Origin of the sequence: Curtobacterium sp. NPDC087080 (genome assembly GCF_044745105.1) — a bacterium.
Taxonomy (GTDB): Bacteria; Actinomycetota; Actinomycetes; order Actinomycetales; family Microbacteriaceae; genus Curtobacterium.
The window spans coordinates 687,177-703,615 of the sequence record NZ_JBIUZP010000001.1 but is presented as its reverse complement, the minus strand read 5'-3'; the positions used below and the strand labels follow the sequence as shown (position 1 = coordinate 703,615).

General features: G+C 71.8%; 17 protein-coding genes. 14 read left to right on the top strand and 3 right to left on the bottom strand.

Annotation, left to right across the window (positions count from 1 at the left end; genetic code table 11):
* Nucleotides 1–71: 71 nt before the first annotated feature.
* On the bottom strand, nt 72–332 hold the full coding sequence (gene rpsT / locus ACIPEQ_RS03320) for a 30S ribosomal protein S20 (RefSeq protein WP_066653830.1): 261 nt from the start codon (nt 330–332) through the stop codon (nt 72–74).
* 233 nt (nt 333–565) lie between these two features.
* Between rpsT and ACIPEQ_RS03315 the strand changes: the two genes are divergently transcribed.
* The 3 genes from ACIPEQ_RS03315 (at nt 566) to ACIPEQ_RS03305 (ending at nt 4,494) form a co-directional block, all read left to right on the top strand.
* Nucleotides 566–1,732: a pyridoxal phosphate-dependent aminotransferase gene (locus tag ACIPEQ_RS03315; protein ID WP_402714048.1), complete on the top strand. Its 1,167-nt coding sequence runs from the start codon at nt 566–568 to the stop codon at nt 1,730–1,732.
* Between the two features lie 157 nt (nt 1,733–1,889).
* Nucleotides 1,890–3,737 (top strand): translation elongation factor 4, encoded by a 1,848-nt coding sequence (gene lepA, locus ACIPEQ_RS03310; RefSeq protein WP_402714047.1) that lies wholly within the window; start codon nt 1,890–1,892, stop codon nt 3,735–3,737.
* A gap of 109 nt (nt 3,738–3,846) precedes the next feature.
* On the top strand, nt 3,847–4,494 hold the full coding sequence (locus ACIPEQ_RS03305) for a DUF1990 family protein (RefSeq protein WP_402714046.1): 648 nt from the start codon (nt 3,847–3,849) through the stop codon (nt 4,492–4,494).
* A 12-nt stretch (nt 4,495–4,506) separates the two neighbouring features.
* Here ACIPEQ_RS03305 and ACIPEQ_RS03300 read toward each other — a convergent pair whose 3' ends face one another.
* On the bottom strand, nt 4,507–5,199 hold the full coding sequence (locus ACIPEQ_RS03300; RefSeq protein WP_161972636.1) for an HAD family hydrolase: 693 nt from the start codon (nt 5,197–5,199) through the stop codon (nt 4,507–4,509).
* A 28-nt stretch (nt 5,200–5,227) separates the two neighbouring features.
* Between ACIPEQ_RS03300 and hemW the strand changes: the two genes are divergently transcribed.
* Nucleotides 5,228–6,463, top strand: a complete 1,236-nt coding sequence (gene hemW / locus ACIPEQ_RS03295) for a radical SAM family heme chaperone HemW (RefSeq protein ID WP_209824736.1) — start codon at nt 5,228–5,230, stop codon at nt 6,461–6,463.
* Between the two features lie 20 nt (nt 6,464–6,483).
* On the opposite strand, the gene ACIPEQ_RS03290 is transcribed toward hemW, so the two are convergent.
* Nucleotides 6,484–6,927, bottom strand: a complete 444-nt coding sequence (locus tag ACIPEQ_RS03290; protein ID WP_238638173.1) for a DUF4870 domain-containing protein — start codon at nt 6,925–6,927, stop codon at nt 6,484–6,486.
* 108 nt (nt 6,928–7,035) lie between these two features.
* On the opposite strand from ACIPEQ_RS03290, the gene hrcA reads away from it, so the two are divergent.
* The 10 genes from hrcA (at nt 7,036) to ACIPEQ_RS03240 (ending at nt 16,388) form a co-directional block, all read left to right on the top strand.
* Nucleotides 7,036–8,058 (top strand): heat-inducible transcriptional repressor HrcA, encoded by a 1,023-nt coding sequence (gene hrcA, locus ACIPEQ_RS03285; protein ID WP_402714045.1) that lies wholly within the window; start codon nt 7,036–7,038, stop codon nt 8,056–8,058.
* 111 nt (nt 8,059–8,169) lie between these two features.
* Nucleotides 8,170–9,282, top strand: coding sequence for a molecular chaperone DnaJ (dnaJ, locus tag ACIPEQ_RS03280; RefSeq protein WP_126891623.1), 1,113 nt, complete (start codon nt 8,170–8,172; stop codon nt 9,280–9,282).
* Nucleotides 9,282–10,103, top strand: coding sequence for an RsmE family RNA methyltransferase (locus tag ACIPEQ_RS03275; protein ID WP_402714044.1), 822 nt, complete (start codon nt 9,282–9,284; stop codon nt 10,101–10,103). The genes dnaJ and ACIPEQ_RS03275 overlap by 1 nt, the downstream gene beginning before the upstream one ends.
* A gap of 32 nt (nt 10,104–10,135) precedes the next feature.
* A complete protein-coding gene (locus tag ACIPEQ_RS03270; RefSeq protein ID WP_126891621.1) occupies nt 10,136–10,492 on the top strand; it encodes a histidine triad nucleotide-binding protein in 357 nt (118 codons plus the stop codon).
* A 109-nt stretch (nt 10,493–10,601) separates the two neighbouring features.
* Complete coding sequence (locus ACIPEQ_RS03265) at nt 10,602–11,663, top strand: PhoH family protein (RefSeq protein ID WP_402714212.1); 1,062 nt, start codon at nt 10,602–10,604, stop codon at nt 11,661–11,663.
* Nucleotides 11,660–12,121 carry an rRNA maturation RNase YbeY gene (gene ybeY / locus ACIPEQ_RS03260; RefSeq protein WP_402714043.1) on the top strand — a complete coding sequence of 154 codons (462 nt, stop codon included), beginning with the start codon at nt 11,660–11,662 and terminating at the stop codon, nt 12,119–12,121. Before ACIPEQ_RS03265 ends, ybeY begins: the two co-directional genes overlap by 4 nt.
* A gap of 4 nt (nt 12,122–12,125) precedes the next feature.
* Nucleotides 12,126–13,448: a hemolysin family protein gene (locus ACIPEQ_RS03255; protein ID WP_402714042.1), complete on the top strand. Its 1,323-nt coding sequence runs from the start codon at nt 12,126–12,128 to the stop codon at nt 13,446–13,448.
* A complete protein-coding gene (gene era / locus ACIPEQ_RS03250) occupies nt 13,445–14,407 on the top strand; it encodes a GTPase Era (protein WP_402714041.1) in 963 nt (320 codons plus the stop codon). Before ACIPEQ_RS03255 ends, era begins: the two co-directional genes overlap by 4 nt.
* Before the next feature lie 56 nt (nt 14,408–14,463).
* Nucleotides 14,464–15,702 carry a sensor histidine kinase gene (locus ACIPEQ_RS03245; protein ID WP_402714040.1) on the top strand — a complete coding sequence of 413 codons (1,239 nt, stop codon included), beginning with the start codon at nt 14,464–14,466 and terminating at the stop codon, nt 15,700–15,702.
* Complete coding sequence (locus ACIPEQ_RS03240) at nt 15,699–16,388, top strand: response regulator (protein WP_402714039.1); 690 nt, start codon at nt 15,699–15,701, stop codon at nt 16,386–16,388. Before ACIPEQ_RS03245 ends, ACIPEQ_RS03240 begins: the two co-directional genes overlap by 4 nt.
* The last annotated feature ends 51 nt before the right edge of the window (nt 16,389–16,439 follow it).

Genomic DNA, 16,439 nt, shown 5'->3' with positions numbered 1-16,439 from the left:
ACCGCACCGCCCCCCGGAACGACGAGAGCCCCGCACCATCGGTGCGGGGCTCTCGTGCAGGTGTCAGACGCTCAGAGCGCGGAGACCTTCTTGGCGATGGCCGACTTGCGGTTCGCCGCCTGGTTCTTGTGGATGACGCCCTTGCTCACGGCCTTGTCGAGCTTCTTCGCTGCGAGGGCCAGGGCCGCGACGGCCTTGTCCTTGTCGCCGGCGACGACGGCCTCGTTCGTGTGACGGATGACCGTCTTGAGCTCCGAGCGGTAGGCCTTGTTGCGCTCCTGGGCCTTGAGGTTGGTCTTGATGCGCTTCATCTGCGACTTGATGTTCGCCATGCGTGTTGCTCCTTGTTCGTCTGCTACGGGTGGTCGCGACGTCGGGTAGAGGGGCCCTCTGTCGCATCGCGTTCCACCCGTGGGCGGGGAACGCGGAAGCCAGCCACCGACTCTACCAGCAGAGGCACGGACCACCAAAGCCCCGACGCGCCGAACGAGCGACGCGCCGGACGCCCGCGGGGACTCCGCCGAGCGGAAACGACCCCGCAACACGGACGGGCTACCGTGACGAGGTGCCCTCACTCGCTCCGCGCATCGACTCCGTCCCGGCCTCCGGCATCCGCCGCGTCTTCGAACAGGCCGCCCTGTTGCGCGCCGACGGCACCGACGTCGCGATGCTCGTGATCGGCGAGCCCGACGTCCCGGTCGCGCCGCACATCGGCGAGGCCGCCCGCCGCGCGTGGAGCGAGGACCGCACGGACTACACGCCGAACGGTGGCATCACGCCGCTGCGCGAGGCGATCCGCGACAAGCTCCGTCGCGAGAACCGCATCGAGGTCGACGTCGAGCAGGTCTGGACGACCATCGGCGCGACCCAGGCGCTGTTCCAGGCGATGACCCTCGTGCTGGGCCCCGGCGACGAGGTCCTCGTGCCGGACCCCGGCTACACGACCTTCACGATGAACGCGCACATCATCGGCGCCACCCCGGTGCCGTACCGGCTCGAGCCGCAGCACGACTTCGAGCCGGACCTCGGGGCGCTCGAGGCGAGCATCACCGAGCACACCCGCGCGATCGTGGTGAACTCGCCGTCGAACCCGCTCGGCTCGGTGTTCGGCGAGGAGACCCTGCGCGCCCTGCTGGCCCTGGCGAAGCGGCACGACCTCTGGGTGATCAGCGACGAGGTCTACGAGTACTTCACCCACGGCACCCGCCACGTCAGCATCGCGTCCCTCGACGAGGACGACCGGGTCTTCACCGCCTTCTCGCTGAGCAAGACGTACGCGATGACCGGTGTCCGGGTCGGCTACCTGGTGACGCCGAAGGGCATGGGGCCGACGATGCGCACGACGCAGGAGGCGATGATCAGCTGCGTCGCCGAGCCGGACCAGTGGGCGGCGCTCGCGGCGATCGTGGGCGACCACCAGGCCGTGCAGGACGCGCGCGAGCACTACCGCGCGAACCTCGCCGTCGCGAAGGAGGTGCTCGACGCAGCGGGCATCCGCTACCTCGACCCGCGCGGCGCCTTCTACCTGTGGGTCGACGTCTCGCACGCGTCGCAGGGCGACGTCGCCGAGTGGGCGCTCGCCTTCCTGCACCAGGAGCGCGTCGCGGTCGCACCGGGCAGCGCGTTCGGGCGCTCCGGCGAGGGCTGGATCCGGGTCTGCCTGGCAGCGACCGTCGAGGACCTGCGCCGCGGCCTGGGCGCGCTGCCCGCGCCCGCCACGGTGACCGCCTGACGGACGGGAGGCGCGTGGCGGCGCCGCCACGCGCCGCCCGTTCGTCCTGCACAGCGTCCCGGTCCGTACCGTGCCTCCACAGGCCGGCCTCCGGTTGCGCGCTGCCCGCGTGCAACCGTGGGACAATCGTTCGACCGCACCGACCCCCTGAGGAACCGTGAGCCCACAAGCATCCGCGCCGCTCGAGCCCGCCGCGACCCCGGCCGAGGCGATCCGCAACTTCTGCATCATCGCGCACATCGACCACGGCAAGTCCACGCTGGCCGACCGCATGCTGCAGATCACCGGCATCGTCGAGGAGCGGGCGATGCGTGCGCAGTACCTCGACCGCATGGACATCGAGCGCGAGCGCGGCATCACGATCAAGTCGCAGGCGGTCCGCATGCCGTGGGAGCTCGACGGGCAGACGTTCGCGCTGAACATGATCGACACCCCCGGTCACGTCGACTTCTCGTACGAGGTCTCCCGGTCGCTCGCCGCGTGCGAGGGCGCCATCCTGCTCGTCGACGCAGCGCAGGGCATCGAGGCCCAGACGCTCGCCAACCTGTACCTGGCGCTCGAGAACGACCTGGAGATCATCCCGGTCCTCAACAAGATCGACCTGCCCGCCGCCGACCCGGACAAGTACGCGGCCGAGCTCGCGCAGCTCATCGGCGGCAAGCCGGAGGACGTCCTCCGCGTCTCCGGCAAGACCGGCGTCGGTGTGCCCGAACTGCTCGACCGCGTCGTCCGGACCGTGCCGAACCCCGTCGGGAACGCCGACGCGGCACCGCGCGCGATGATCTTCGACTCGGTCTACGACAGCTACCGCGGTGTCGTGACGTACGTGCGCATGATCGACGGCACGATCCACCCGCGCGAGAAGGTCCAGATGATGTCGACGAAGTCGACGCACGAGATCCTCGAGATCGGTGTGTCGTCGCCGGAGCCGAAGCCGACCAAGGGGCTCTCGGTCGGCGAGGTCGGGTACCTCATCACCGGCGTGAAGGACGTGCGCCAGTCGAAGGTCGGTGACACGGTCACGAGTGCGCAGCGCCCCGCGACCGAGGCCCTGCCCGGCTACACGGACCCGAAGCCGATGGTGTTCTCGGGGCTGTACCCGATCGACGGTTCGGACTACCCGGACCTGCGCGAGGCGCTCGACAAGCTCAAGCTCTCCGACGCGGCCCTCGTGTACGAGCCCGAGACCTCGGTGGCGCTCGGGTTCGGGTTCCGCTGCGGCTTCCTCGGCCTGCTCCACCTCGAGATCATCACCGAGCGGCTGTCGCGCGAGTTCGGCCTCGACCTCATCACGACCGCGCCCAGCGTGATCTACGAGGTCACCAACGAGGACAACTCCGTGACCGAGGTCACGAACCCGTCCGAGTTCCCGGGCGGGCGCATCGTCGAGGTCCGCGAGCCGATGGTCCGCGCGGCGATCCTCGCGCCGAAGGACTACGTCGGCGCGATCATGGAGCTCTGCCAGTCGCGACGCGGATCCCTGCTCGGCATGGAGTACCTGGGCGAGGACCGCGTCGAGATCCGCTACGAGATGCCCCTCGGCGAGATCGTGTTCGACTTCTTCGACCAGCTGAAGAGCAAGACCCAGGGCTACGCCTCGCTCGACTACGAGCCCACCGGCGACCAGGCCGCGGACCTCGTGAAGGTCGACATCCTGCTGCAGGGCGAGCAGGTCGACGCGTTCAGCGCGATCGTCCACCGCGACAAGGCCTACGCCTACGGCACGCTGATGACCGAGCGGCTCCGCAAGCTCATCCCTCGCCAGCAGTTCGAGGTGCCGATCCAGGCCGCGATCGGTGCGCGGATCATCGCCCGCGAGAGCATCCGGGCGATGCGCAAGGACGTCCTCGCGAAGTGCTACGGCGGTGACATCACCCGCAAGCGCAAGCTCCTCGAGAAGCAGAAGGAGGGCAAGAAGCGCATGAAGATGGTGGGTCGCGTCGAGGTCCCGCAGGAGGCCTTCATCGCGGCGCTCTCGGGCGACGTCGAAGAGAAGAAGAAGTAGCTCGGCGACCACGAGCAGCACCACGGAGCCCCGCCACGAGCGGGGCTCCGTGGTCCGTCTCGAGCTGCGGGGGACACGGTGCGGTCGGCCCCGCCGGTACGATGGCTCCATGAGTTCCCGCGGCAGCTACCCGACCGCCCTGACCTACGGTGCCGTCGGTGCCACGCAGGCGGCGGACCTCATGACCTACCCGCCGGAGGGGTTCACCCCGGCGGAGTCGCGGGCACGGATCGGCCACGGCGACGCGCGGTTCGAGACCGCGGTGACGCAGGCGCTGACCTGGCAGATCCAGGAGCGCAGCGGCATCCGGGTGCAGGTCGGTGACCAGCCGGACGACGACGAGGTCCGGTACAACCCGGTGACGTTCGACGCGCACGGCGTCCCGATCGCGCCGGCGTCGATCGGCACGCCCCGCGTCGAGAAGTTCGCGGCCGACGGCACGCCGCTGCTGACGGCCGGCACGACGGCGACGCTCGAGATGCACGCCTTCGGGCAGACCGTGCACGCCCCGGTCCGCGTCGTGTCGATCATCGACGAGACCGACCGCAAGGGCTTCGCGTACGGCACGCTCGAGGGCCACCCGCTGTCCGGCGAGGAGTCCTTCGTGGTCGAACGCACGAGCGACGGTTCGGTGTGGCTCCAGATCCGGCAGTTCTCGCAGCCGTCCAGCCGGAAGTGGGCGCTCGTCGCCCCGCTGCTCCGTCGGCAGCAGCGGGTGATGGCCGCGAAGTACCTCAGCGCACTGCGCGGCGACTGAGCGCGCCCCCGCTCAGCGCAGCGGCGGGAGCGCGGCGATCGCGTCCTCGAGCAGCCGGGCGTCCTGCACGCAGTCCCGCGCGACGCACACCGCGCTCGTCCCCCGCAGGGCGTCGACCTCGTAGACCCCGGTCGCGACCGCGACGAACGGGATGCCCACCGCATCGGCCGCCTCGCCGTCCCGCGGGGTGTCCCCGACGATCACGGCCCGCTCCCCGGACAGTGCCGCAGCGGCACGCGCAGTGACCCCGGTGCGCTCGACCTCGGCGTCCCCGAAGTACGAGTGCTCCCAGTCGAACGCGTCGAGGTCGAAGCCCGCGCCGCCGAGCTTCACCCGCGCCCGGTGCTCCGAGTTGCCGGTCAGCAGCCCGTTCCGCCAGCCCAGCGCGGCGAAGCGTCGGACGAGCGCGGCGGCACCCGGGGCGGGGGAGCGGCGTTCGCCCCGGCCGTACCGCTCGTCGGTCAGGTCGCGCAGGTGCCGGCTCACCGTGGGGATGAGCGCGTCGTCGAGGTCGTGCGCCCGGACGTGGTCGGCGATGAGGCCCGCGTCGGTGCGTCCGTGCTGGTGGCCGACCTTCAGCACCAGGTCGCGGCCGACGGCGCGTTCGACGGCCAGGTGGTACAGGTTGCCCGGCGACGCTGCGTTGAGGACGAGGGTGCCGTCGATGTCCCACAGCACCGTGGTGGGGACGGTGTGGTGCTCCATGGCTCCATCATGGCCGAGAATGGAGTCCATGCCGAGTGCGCTCCCGATCGCCGATCCCGCTCCCGCGGACGGCCTGCTCACCCCCGGCCCGGGCGCCGGCGACGTCCCCTTCGGGGTGTACGTCCACGTGCCGTTCTGCCGGGTGCGCTGCGGCTACTGCGACTTCAACACCTACACGGCGTCGGAGCTCCGCGGGGTGCGCCGCGACGACTACGCCGGCCACGCGGTGCAGGAGATCCGCTGGGCGGCCGAGGTCCTCGACCGCTCCGGGGTGCCGCGCCGCCCGGTCTCGACGGTGTTCTTCGGCGGTGGCACACCGACGATGCTGCCGGCGGACGACCTCGTGATGATCCTCCGCGCGATCGACGACACGTGGGGCATCCTGCCGGGCGCGGAGGTCACGACCGAGGCGAACCCGGACTCCGTGGACGCGGACGCCATCGCGACGCTCGCGCGCGGTGGGTTCACCCGGATGAGCTACGGCATGCAGTCCGCGGTGCCGCACGTCCTCGCCACACTCGACCGGACGCACGACCCCGAGCGCGTGCCGGTCGTCGTGGACCTCGCGAAGCAGCAGGGCCTCGACGTCAGCCTCGACCTCATCTACTCGACCCCGGGGGAGTCCCTCGACGACTGGCGCACCTCGCTCGACGCCGCGCTCGCCTGCGCCCCCGACCACGTGTCGGCCTACTCGCTCATCGTCGAGGAGGGCACGGCGATGGGGCGGATGGTGGCCCGCGGCGAGCTCCCCGCGCCCGACGACGACCTGGCCGCCGACATGTACGAGCTCGCGGACCGGACCCTCGCCGACGCCGGGTACGCCTGGTACGAGGTCTCGAACTGGGCACGCGCCGACGAGCACGGCGGTCCGGAGCGCCACGCGAGCCGGCACAACCTGTCCTACTGGAAGGGTCACGACTGGTGGGGCGTCGGCCCGGGCGCGCACTCGGCGGTCGCCGGCACCCGCTGGTGGAACGTGAAGCACCCGGCCGCGTACGCGAACCGGGTGCTGGCGGGCGAGTCGCCCGCGGCGGGGCGCGAGACGCTCGACGCCGACACCCGGTACGTCGAGCGGGTGCTGCTGGCCGCTCGCGTGCGCGGCGAGCTCACCACCGCGGAGCTCGGCCGGGAGGCCCGTGGCCGCGTCGCCGGCCTCATCGCCCGCGGTCTCGTGGACGGGTCGGCCGCGGTGCGGGGACGGATCGAGCTGACCCTGCAGGGTCGGCTGCTCGCGGACGCGGTCGTCCGCGAGCTGCTCGACTAGCGCACGGGCTGCCGCCCGCGCTACTGCTTGATGAACTCGATCGTGAGCGGGTAGCGGTAGAGGTCGCCGCGGTTCGCCGCCACGGCCGCCAGGATCGCGAACACGATCACGAGCACGCCGATGATCGGGAGCAGGACGAAGCCGATCACGACCAGGCAGAGCAGCCACGCCACGACGTACGCGATCGCCGCCGTGATGTGGAAGTTCAGCGCCTGGCGAGTGTGCTCCTTGATGAACTGCCCACGGTCGCGCAGCACCAGGTACGCGATGATCGGCACGACCAGGCTGAAGAAGATGCCGCCGACGTGCGTCAGCGTCGCCCAGAGGCGCTGGTCCTCCGGCGACATCGGCTGGGGCGGCGTGAAGCCGGCCGGGTACTGCGGTCCCTGCGGGTTCTGGGGTCCCCCCGGCTGCTGGCCGTACCGGCCGTCCTGCGGGCCGCCTGGTTGCTGTCCGTAGCTCATGCCGTGAGCGTACCGGCGCAGGGGCCTCCGGTCCCGGTGGGTCGGCGGTCGGGCGTAGGATCAGCAGTCGACACGTCCGAGTGCCAGCATCGAACGGAAGGGGTCCGGATGGTCAGCGAACGCTCCCTCGAGGTCCTCAAGGCGATCGTGCGGGACTACGTCGCCTCGCGCGAGCCCGTCGGCTCGAAGACGATCGTCGAGCGGCACGCCTTCGGCGTCAGCGCGGCGACGATCCGCAACGACATGGCACAGCTCGAGGACGAACAGCTCATCGCGGCGCCGCACACCTCGTCCGGTCGGGTGCCCACGGACAAGGGCTACCGCCTGTTCGTCGACCACCTCGCGGCGGCGCGGCCCCTGTCGACGGCGCAGCGGCACGCCATCGAGACCTTCCTCGGCACGCCGAACGACCTCGACGAGGTCCTCGGCCGCACCGTCCGCCTGCTCAGCCAGCTCACCAACCAGGTCGCGCTCGTGCAGTACCCGTCGATGGTGCGTGCCCGCGTGCAGCACGTCGAGCTCGTGCGGCTCGGCGACACCCGGCTCATGGTCGTCCTGATCACAGACACGGCCCGCGTCGAGCAGCGTGTGGTCGAGACGGACGTCCCCCTCGACGAGGACTCGCTCACCGAGCTCCGGACCGTCGTGAACGGCGCGAGCGTCGGACTCCTGCTGCGGGACGTCCCCCGTGCCCTGCGCGAGGTCCCGCGGCAGCTCCGCCCGGACGCGCAGACCCTGGGCGGCGTCGTCGTCGCGACCCTCATCGAGCAGGTGGCGGCGAACCGGCAGGACCGCCTGGTCATGGCCGGCGCTGCGAACCTGGCGAAGAGCGAGCGTGACTTCTCCGGCGGCCTGTACCCCGTGCTCGAGGCGATCGAGGAACAGGTGACCCTGCTCCGGTTGTTCGGCGAGATGCAGGTGGACGACGTGGCCGTGGCCGCGAGCATCGGCGCCGAGAACGCCGAGTACGGCCTCGACGCGACGAGCATCGTGGCCGGCGGTTACCTCGCCGGAGGCGGGGCGGTCGCCCGACTGGGCGTCCTGGGCCCGACCCGCATGGACTACGGCACGAACATGGCCGCCGTCCGCGCGGTCGCACGGTACCTGTCCAAGCTGCTGGGCGAACATTGACCGGACCACGCGCCCCCCGCGCGGTGTCCAGCGGACCGGCTCCGCGCCTCCAGACCGGACCGCGGCGACCGCCGCGACCCACCGACCGAACCGAAACCGACTGAGGGAACCGTGGCAGACCACTACGACGTCCTCGGCGTCCAGCCGGACGCCTCCGATGCCGACATCAAGAAGGCCTACCGACGGCTGGCGCGCGAGCTGCACCCGGACGTGAACCCGAGCCCGGACGCGGCCGAGCGCTTCAAGGACGTGACGCACGCGTACGACGTGCTGAGCGATCCCGAGCAGCGTCGCCGCTACGACGCCGGCCCGCAGGAGAGCCCGTTCGGCGGCGGTGCCGCCGGCGGCTTCAGCGACATCTTCGACGCCTTCTTCGGCGGCGGTGGCGGCGGCGGACGCGGCAACGGACCGCGGAGCCGGGCCGAGCGCGGGCAGGACGCCCTGCTGCGCATCGAGGTCGACCTGGACGAGGTCGTGTTCGGCACGCACAAGGACGTCGAGGTCGACACGGCCGTCGTCTGCGAGACGTGCAACGGCTCGTGCTGCGCGCCGGGGACGAGCCCGCGCACCTGCGACATCTGCGGCGGCTCCGGCCACATCCAGCGCCAGGTCCGCTCGCTGCTCGGCAACGTCGTGACGAGCGCGCCCTGCGGCACGTGCCGCGGCTACGGCACCGTCATCCCGAGCCCCTGCCCGACGTGCCAGGGACAGGGCCGCGTCCGCGCACGCCGCACGATCCCCGTCGACGTGCCCGCGGGCGTCGAGACCGGGCTCCGTCTGCAGATGCCCGGTCAGGGCGAGGTCGGCCCGGCCGGCGGCCCCTCGGGGGACCTCTACCTCGAGGTGAAGGTGCGCCACCACGACGTGTTCAGCCGCGACGGCGACGACCTCCTCGCGACGCTCGAGGTCCAGATGACCGACGCGATCCTCGGTGCGCACACGACCATCGACGGCCTCGACGGGCCGGTCGAGCTCGAGATCCGCCCGGGCGTGCAGAGCGCCGACGTCCTGGTGATCAAGGACCGCGGCGTGACGAAGCTGCGCGGCACCGGTCGGGGTGACCTCCGCGTCGGGGTGCAGGTCGTGACCCCCACGAAGCTCTCGCACAAGGAGCGCGGACTCGTCGAGCAGCTCGCGAAGTCGCACAAGGCGCCGGGGCCGCAGCTCGCCCGCTTCCAGCAGGGCATGTTCGGCAAGCTGCGCGACCGCTTCTTCAACTTCTGATGGCGTCGCTGTACCTGGTGGAGCCCGGCCTGCTCGACGGTGTCGGTGTCGGCGACCCGGTGTCGCTGGACGGCGCCGAGGGGCGGCACGCGGTGTCCGTCGCGCGGGTCCGCGTCGGCGAGGCGCTGCGCATCGCGGACGGGCGCGGCACGGTCGTCACGGGTTCGGTCGCGTCGACCGGGAAGGACACGCTGACCCTGACGGTCGCCGACGTCGCGGTCGACGCGGAGCCGCGTCCGGCGCTGGTGCTCGTGCAGGCGCTCGCGAAGGGCGGGCGCGACGAGATGGCGGTGCAGGCCGCGACCGAGATCGGCGTCGACCGGATCGTCCCCTGGTCGGCCGCGCGGAGCGTGTCCCGGTGGGACGGCGCCAAGGTCGACAAGGGCCGTGCCCGGTGGGCGGCCATCGCGCAGGAGGCCGCGAAGCAGGCGGTCCGCTCGCGCGTCCCGTCGGTGGACGCGCCGGTGACGACGGCGCAGCTGGCCGCGCTGGCCGGCTCGTCGTCGGATGGCGGCTCGTCGTCGGGCGACGGCGCGTCGTCGGTTGCCGGCCCGTCGTCGGGCGGCGGCCGGGAGGCGCGGCGTGCGGTGGTCGTGCTGGACCCGGTGGGTGCGGTGCGGCTCTCCGCGTGGGAGCCGCCGACGGACGTCGACGAGATCGTCCTGGTGGTCGGTCCGGAGGGCGGCATCGACGGGTCCGAGTTCGATCGTTTCGAGGCCGCCGGCGCCGTGCGGGTGCGGCTCGGCGACACCGTGCTCCGCACGTCGACCGCCGGGCCGGCCGCGCTGGCCGTCCTGCAGACCCGGCTCGGGCGCTGGTAGTGGCGTCGGAGGCGGGTCCTACGATGGTCACCATGAGCAGCAGCGAGCCGAGCGTCTTCTCGAAGATCGTCGCCCGCGAGATCCCGGCGACCATCGTCGCCGAGGACGACCGGGTGATCGCGTTCGAGGACATCGCGCCCAAGGCACCCGTCCACGTGCTCGTGGTGCCCAAGACCGAGCAGTACCGCGACGTCACCGAGCTCGCGGCCGGCGACCCGGAGCTGCTCGCACACGTCGTCGCCACCGCTCGTCGCATCGCCGACGAGCGTGCGGGCGGCCAGTTCCGTCTCGTCTTCAACACCGGCGAAGCCGCCGGTCAGACCGTGTTCCACGTGCACGCGCACGTCCTCGCAGGTGACCTGCACGAAGGGAATCTCCTTGCCGGCTGACGAACCCGTCCGTCCCGAACCCGCACAGCCCGGGACCGACCGCCCCGTGGCGCGTCCCGTGACCGATCCGTCCGACGTGACCGTCGACATCCAGGTCGACGGCATCGCCATGGTGCAGCTCCTCGGCCCGCAGGACCGCCTGCTCAAGACGGTCGAACGCCAGTACCCGGGGGTCCGGGTGCTCGTCCGCGGGAACGAGGTGTCGCTGACCGGCGCCGAACGTGACGTCGCCCGCGCGCACGCCCTCGTCGACGAGCTCGTCGGCATGGTGAAGCGCGGCCAGGACATCGGCCCGGCCGACATCCCGACGTCGGCGCGCATCCTCGACGAGGACCGCAAGCCCTCCGACACCTTCGGCACGCCGATCGTCTCGAGTCGCGGCAAGTCCGTGCGCCCGAAGACCGACGGCCAGCGCGCCTACGTCAACGCGATCGACCAGCACACCATCACGTTCGGCATCGGTCCGGCGGGCACCGGCAAGACCTACCTCGCGATGGCGAAGGCCGTCCAGGCGCTGCAGCGGCGCGAGGTCACGCGCATCATCCTGACCCGTCCCGCGGTCGAGGCGGGGGAGCGGCTCGGGTTCCTGCCGGGCACCCTGACCGACAAGATCGACCCGTACCTGCGCCCGCTGTACGACGCGCTCAACGAGATGATGGACCCCGAGCTCGTCCCGAAGCTGCTCGCAGCCGGCACGGTCGAGGTGGCGCCGCTGGCGTACATGCGCGGCCGCACCCTCAACGACTCGTTCGTGATCCTCGACGAGGCGCAGAACACCACGCCCGAGCAGATGAAGATGTTCCTGACGCGTCTCGGCTTCGGCTCGAAGATGGTCGTCACGGGCGACATCACCCAGGTCGACCTGCCCGGCAACCTCTCGGGTCTCCGGCTCGTCACCCGGATCCTGGGCGACGTCGACGACATCCACTTCGCCCGGCTCGGCAGCGAGGACGTCGTCCGCCACACGCTGGTCGGACGGATCGTCGACGCCTACACCGTGTACGACGAGGAACGACTCGCGGAACAGGCCGGGCACCGACCCGGAGGCCGCGGGACCGCGCCGACGGGGAACCCCGCCGGGGCGAACCGGGCCGAGCGCCGCGGACGCCCGCCGCAGGACCGCCAGCAGTCCCCGTACCCGCAGGACGACGCCCGAGGAGGCAACCGGTGAGCATCGAGCTCAACAACGAGTCCGGCGTCGAGGTCGACGAGCAGGCGATCCAGCGCCTCGCCGCCTTCGCGCTCGACGCGCTGCACGTCCACGCGGACGCGGAGCTCGCGATCGTGCTGGTCGACGAGGGCGCGATGGAACAGCTGCACGTCCGCTGGATGGACGAGCCGGGGCCGACGGACGTCCTGAGCTTCCCGATGGACGAACTCCGCCCCGGGACCGAGGACGCGCCGACCCCGGTCGGGCTGCTCGGGGACATCGTCGTGTGCCCGCAGGTCGCCGCCGAGCAGGCGAAGACCGCCGGACACACCACGACCGACGAGATGCTGCTGCTCACGTGCCACGGCATCCTCCACCTGCTCGGCTTCGACCACGCCGAGCCGGAGGAGAAGGCCGAGATGTTCGGGCTGCAGGGCGAGATCCTCTCCGCCTTCGCGGCGCAGCGTCGCGGGCGGTGACCTGATGGTGCTCGTCGCCGTCCTGCTCGCGGCGGCGTTCGTCCTGGTCGTCGTCGGCGGGCTGCTCGCCGCGTCCGACGCCGCGCTGACCGTGCTCTCCCGCGCCGACCTCGACGAGATCGCGCGCGGCAGCCGGAACCGTCGCGCGATCGAGGCGGTCGCCGACGACGTCGGCGCGCACGTCAACGCGCTGAACTTCGTGCGGGTGCTCGCCGAGACCGCCGCCGCGGTGCTCGTGACGATCGCGCTCGTCACGGTGTTCGACACCTGGTGGGTGGCCCTGGTCGTCTCGGCCGCGATCATGACCGCCGTGTCGTTCGTGCTCGTCGGGTCCAGCCCGCGCAGCGTGGGGCGCGCCCACGCCGAGCGCCTCATCGGGGCCACCGGCGGCCTCGTGCGCGCCGTCCGCATCGTGCTCGGGCCGCTCGCGGGGCTGCTCGTGGCGATCGGCGACCGCGTCACACCCGGACGGGGTCGCAGTGCGTCGACGGTCTCGAGCGAGGAGCAGCTGCTGTCGCTCGTCGACGAGGCGACCGAGAGCAACGTCCTCGAGCAGGACGACCGCGAGCTCATCCACTCGGTCTTCGAGTTCAGCGACACCCTGGTGCGCGAGGTCATGGTGCCCCGCACGGACATGCTCACCGTCGACGCCGAGGCGACCCTGGCAGCCGGGATGGAGCGCTTCCTGGTCGCCGGTGTGTCACGGATGCCCGTGACCGGCAAGGACAGCGACGACGTGCTCGGCGTGCTCTACCTGCGCGACGTCTCGCGGGCGCTGTACGAGCAGCCGGGCAGCGAGCGGGAACCGGTCACGACGCTGCTGCGCCCGGCCGAGTTCGTCCCCGAGTCCAAGCCGGCGGACGACACCCTTCGGCACATGCAGGTCGCGAAGAACCACCTGGTCCTCGTGGTCGACGAGTACGGCGGCGTCGCCGGACTCGTCACGATGGAGGACCTCATCGAGGAACTCGTCGGCGACATCTCCGACGAGTACGACCGCACCGTGGTCGACCGCACCGAGGTCGGCCCCGGCGTCTGGCGCATCTCCGCCCGGATGCCGATCGACGAGCTCGGCGACCTGTTCGGCATCGAGCTCGAGGACGACGACGTCGACACCGCCGGCGGCCTGCTGACGAAGGAGCTCGGCCGGCTCCCGGTCCGCGGCGAGCAGGTCACCGTCTCCCGCGTCGAGCTCACGGCCGACCGGGTCGAGGGCAAGCGCCGCCACCTGATCACCGTCCTGGCCGAGCGGAGCACCGCTCTCCAGGACGCCGAGGACGCCCTCGACGACACCACTCCGAGCACGACGGGAACACCGAACGCATGACCGAGCACGAACCCGACAACGGCACCCTCGCGGACGCCGACACCGACACCACGGCGCAGCCGTACCGCGCGGGCTTCGTCTCCTTCGTGGGACGCCCGAACGTCGGCAAGTCGACGCTGACCAACGCCCTGGTGGGCGAGAAGGTCGCGATCACCTCGTCGAAGCCGCAGACCACCCGCCGAGCCATCCGGGGCATCGTGCACCGCCCCGACGGCCAGGTCATCATCGTCGACACCCCCGGGGTGCATCGACCCCGCACCCTGCTCGGCGAGCGGCTGAACGACCTCGTGCAGTCGACGCTCGGCGACGTCGACGTGATCGGGTTCTGCGTCCCCGCGAACGAGCCGATCGGCCCGGGCGACAAGTTCATCAACGAGTCGCTCGACCAGTACCCGCGGGCGAAGAAGATCGCGATCGTCACGAAGATCGACCGCACTCCGAAGGACCGCGTCGGGGAGCAGCTCCTCGCCGTGTCGCAGCTCCGCGACTGGGACGCCATCGTGCCCACCTCGGGGACGAAGGGGATCCAGCTCGAGGTCCTGCTCGGCGAGATCACGAAAATGCTGCCCGAGTCGCCGCAGCTCTACGACGCGTCGACCGTGACCGAGGAGACCGACGAGGACCGCATCGCCGAGCTCGTCCGCGAGGCCGCGCTCGAGGGCGTGCGCGACGAGCTGCCGCACTCGCTCGCGGTCGTGATCGAGGACGTCGTCGAGCCCGACGAGGACGACGACCCGGACGGACCGCTGCGCATCTTCGCGAACCTGTTCGTCGAGCGCGACAGCCAGAAGGCGATCGTCATCGGACGGGGCGGCGAGCGGCTGAAGGACGTCGGGTCCCGGGCACGCACCGAGATCGAGTCGCTGCTCGGCGGGCGCCACGTGTACCTGAACATCCGCGTGAAGGTCGCCAAGGAGTGGCAGCGCGACCCGAAGCAGCTCGGCCGCCTGGGCTTCTGATCCGGGTCATCCCCTGGTCGGACGCGCGCGCCCCGGTCTGGTCGTACCGTGGGGTGGTGTTCCGTCCCATGCTGCGCGCGCAGCTCGTCACCGACGTCACCGCGGCGGTGCTGCTCGGTGTCCTGCTGGTGCTCCTGCGCGTCTCGGTCGACCAGTCGCCCCTGTGGCTGGTGACCGTCGTCGGACTGAGCGGGGCGCTCGCGATCCGTCGTCTCTCACCGGGGTTGGCGCTGGCGCTGTCCTGGGTCGTCGCGGTGTTCGAGATGGCGAGCGGCCAGACGCAACCCGATCCGTCGAACGTGCTGCTCGCCGGTGTCCTCTTCACCACCAGCGCCTACGGCAGCCGCCGCGTGCGCATCGCCGGGCTCCTGTCCGCCGTCGGCGGATCGTTCGTCGCGGCGGGGTACATCGGCCTGCAGGACTACCAGCGCCGCTCCGGCATCGACACTGCCTCGACGCCCGCGCTCGAGACCCTGCAGGTCGTGGTGGCGACGTTCGCCGCCGTCCTGCTCCTGCTCCTGCTCCCGTGGCTCGCCGGCCTCGTCCGCCGTGCGCGCCGGTCGGCCAGCATGAGCCGCGAGGCCCAGCTCGTCGCCGAACGCGACGCGGCCCGGGCCGACCGTGCCGTCGCGGTCGAGCAGGAACGCGTGCGGATCGCCCGCGACATGCACGACATCGTGGCCCACTCGCTCGCCGTCGTGATCGCGCAGGCGGACGGCGCCCGGTACGCCGCGAAGGCCGACCCGGCGATCGCCGACCAGGCGCTCGCCACCATCTCGAGCACCGCGCGCAGTGCCCTGGGTGACGTCCGTGAACTGCTCGGTGCCCTGCGGCACGAGCAGGGGACGGTCCCGACGCCCGAGGCAGCCGACCTCGACGTGCTCGTGGCCGAGATGCGCGAGGTCGGCCTGGACGTCCGGGTGGACCGGGAGGGCGACCCGACCGGCCTGCCCACCACCACCCAGCTCGCCGTGTACCGCATCGTGCAGGAGAGCCTGACGAACGCGTGGAAGCACGGCGAGGGCGGGACGCCGGTCCACGCCTCGCTGACCTACCGACCCGACACCGTCGAGATCACGGTCATCAACCGGATGGCCGACGACGGCACGCGCGGCCCCGGGACCGGCCACGGGCTCGTGGGGATGCGCGAGCGCGTCGCGATGACCGGCGGGTCGATGACGGCGGGGCCGCGTGGCGACGACTTCGCGGTGGCCGTCCGCATGCCGACGGTCCCCGGGAGCGGCCAGTTCCCCCGCGGCCGCATCACCCAGATGGAGCAGGAGCGCACCAGATGACCACGTCCCAGCCGACCGGCAGCCCGATCCGGGTCGCCCTCGTCGACGACCAGGCGCTCTTCCGCACCGGGATCCGGATGCTCATCGACTCGCAGCCCGACCTGCAGTTCGTCGGCGAGGCCGGCGACGGGGCCGAAGGGGCCGAGCTCGTCCGCCGTACCGGGGCCGATGTCGTGCTCATGGACGTCCGCATGCCGGTGATGGACGGCATCACGGCGACGGCGCGCATCGTCGAGCAGGGCGGAGCGGACGCCGCGAAGGTCCTCGTGCTCACCACGTTCGACTTCGACGAGGCCGCGGCGAAGGCGATCCGAGCCGGCGCGAGCGGCTTCGTGCTCAAGGACGCCGACCCGGAGTTCCTGCTCGCCGCGGTCCGGACCGTGCACGCCGGCACCGCCGTGTTCGCCGCGTCGGCCACCCGCGAGCTCCTCCGCCGGTACGACGACAGTGCGTCGCAGGCCGCCGCCGTGCCGGCCGCCTTCGCCGAGCTGACGCCGCGCGAGCGGGAGATCTTCGACCTCGCGGCGCGCGGCTACAGCAACAGCGAGATCGCGCAGCACGAGTACGTCAGCGAGGCGACGGTCAAGACGCACATCTCACGGGTGCTCACGAAGCTGGACCTGCGCGACCGCGTCCGGCTCGTCGTGTTCGCGCACGAGCACGGGCTGGTGCCGAAGGCCGAGTGACACCGCCGACCACCGGCGGATTCGCCGTCATCCGACAGGATGACCCCTCCA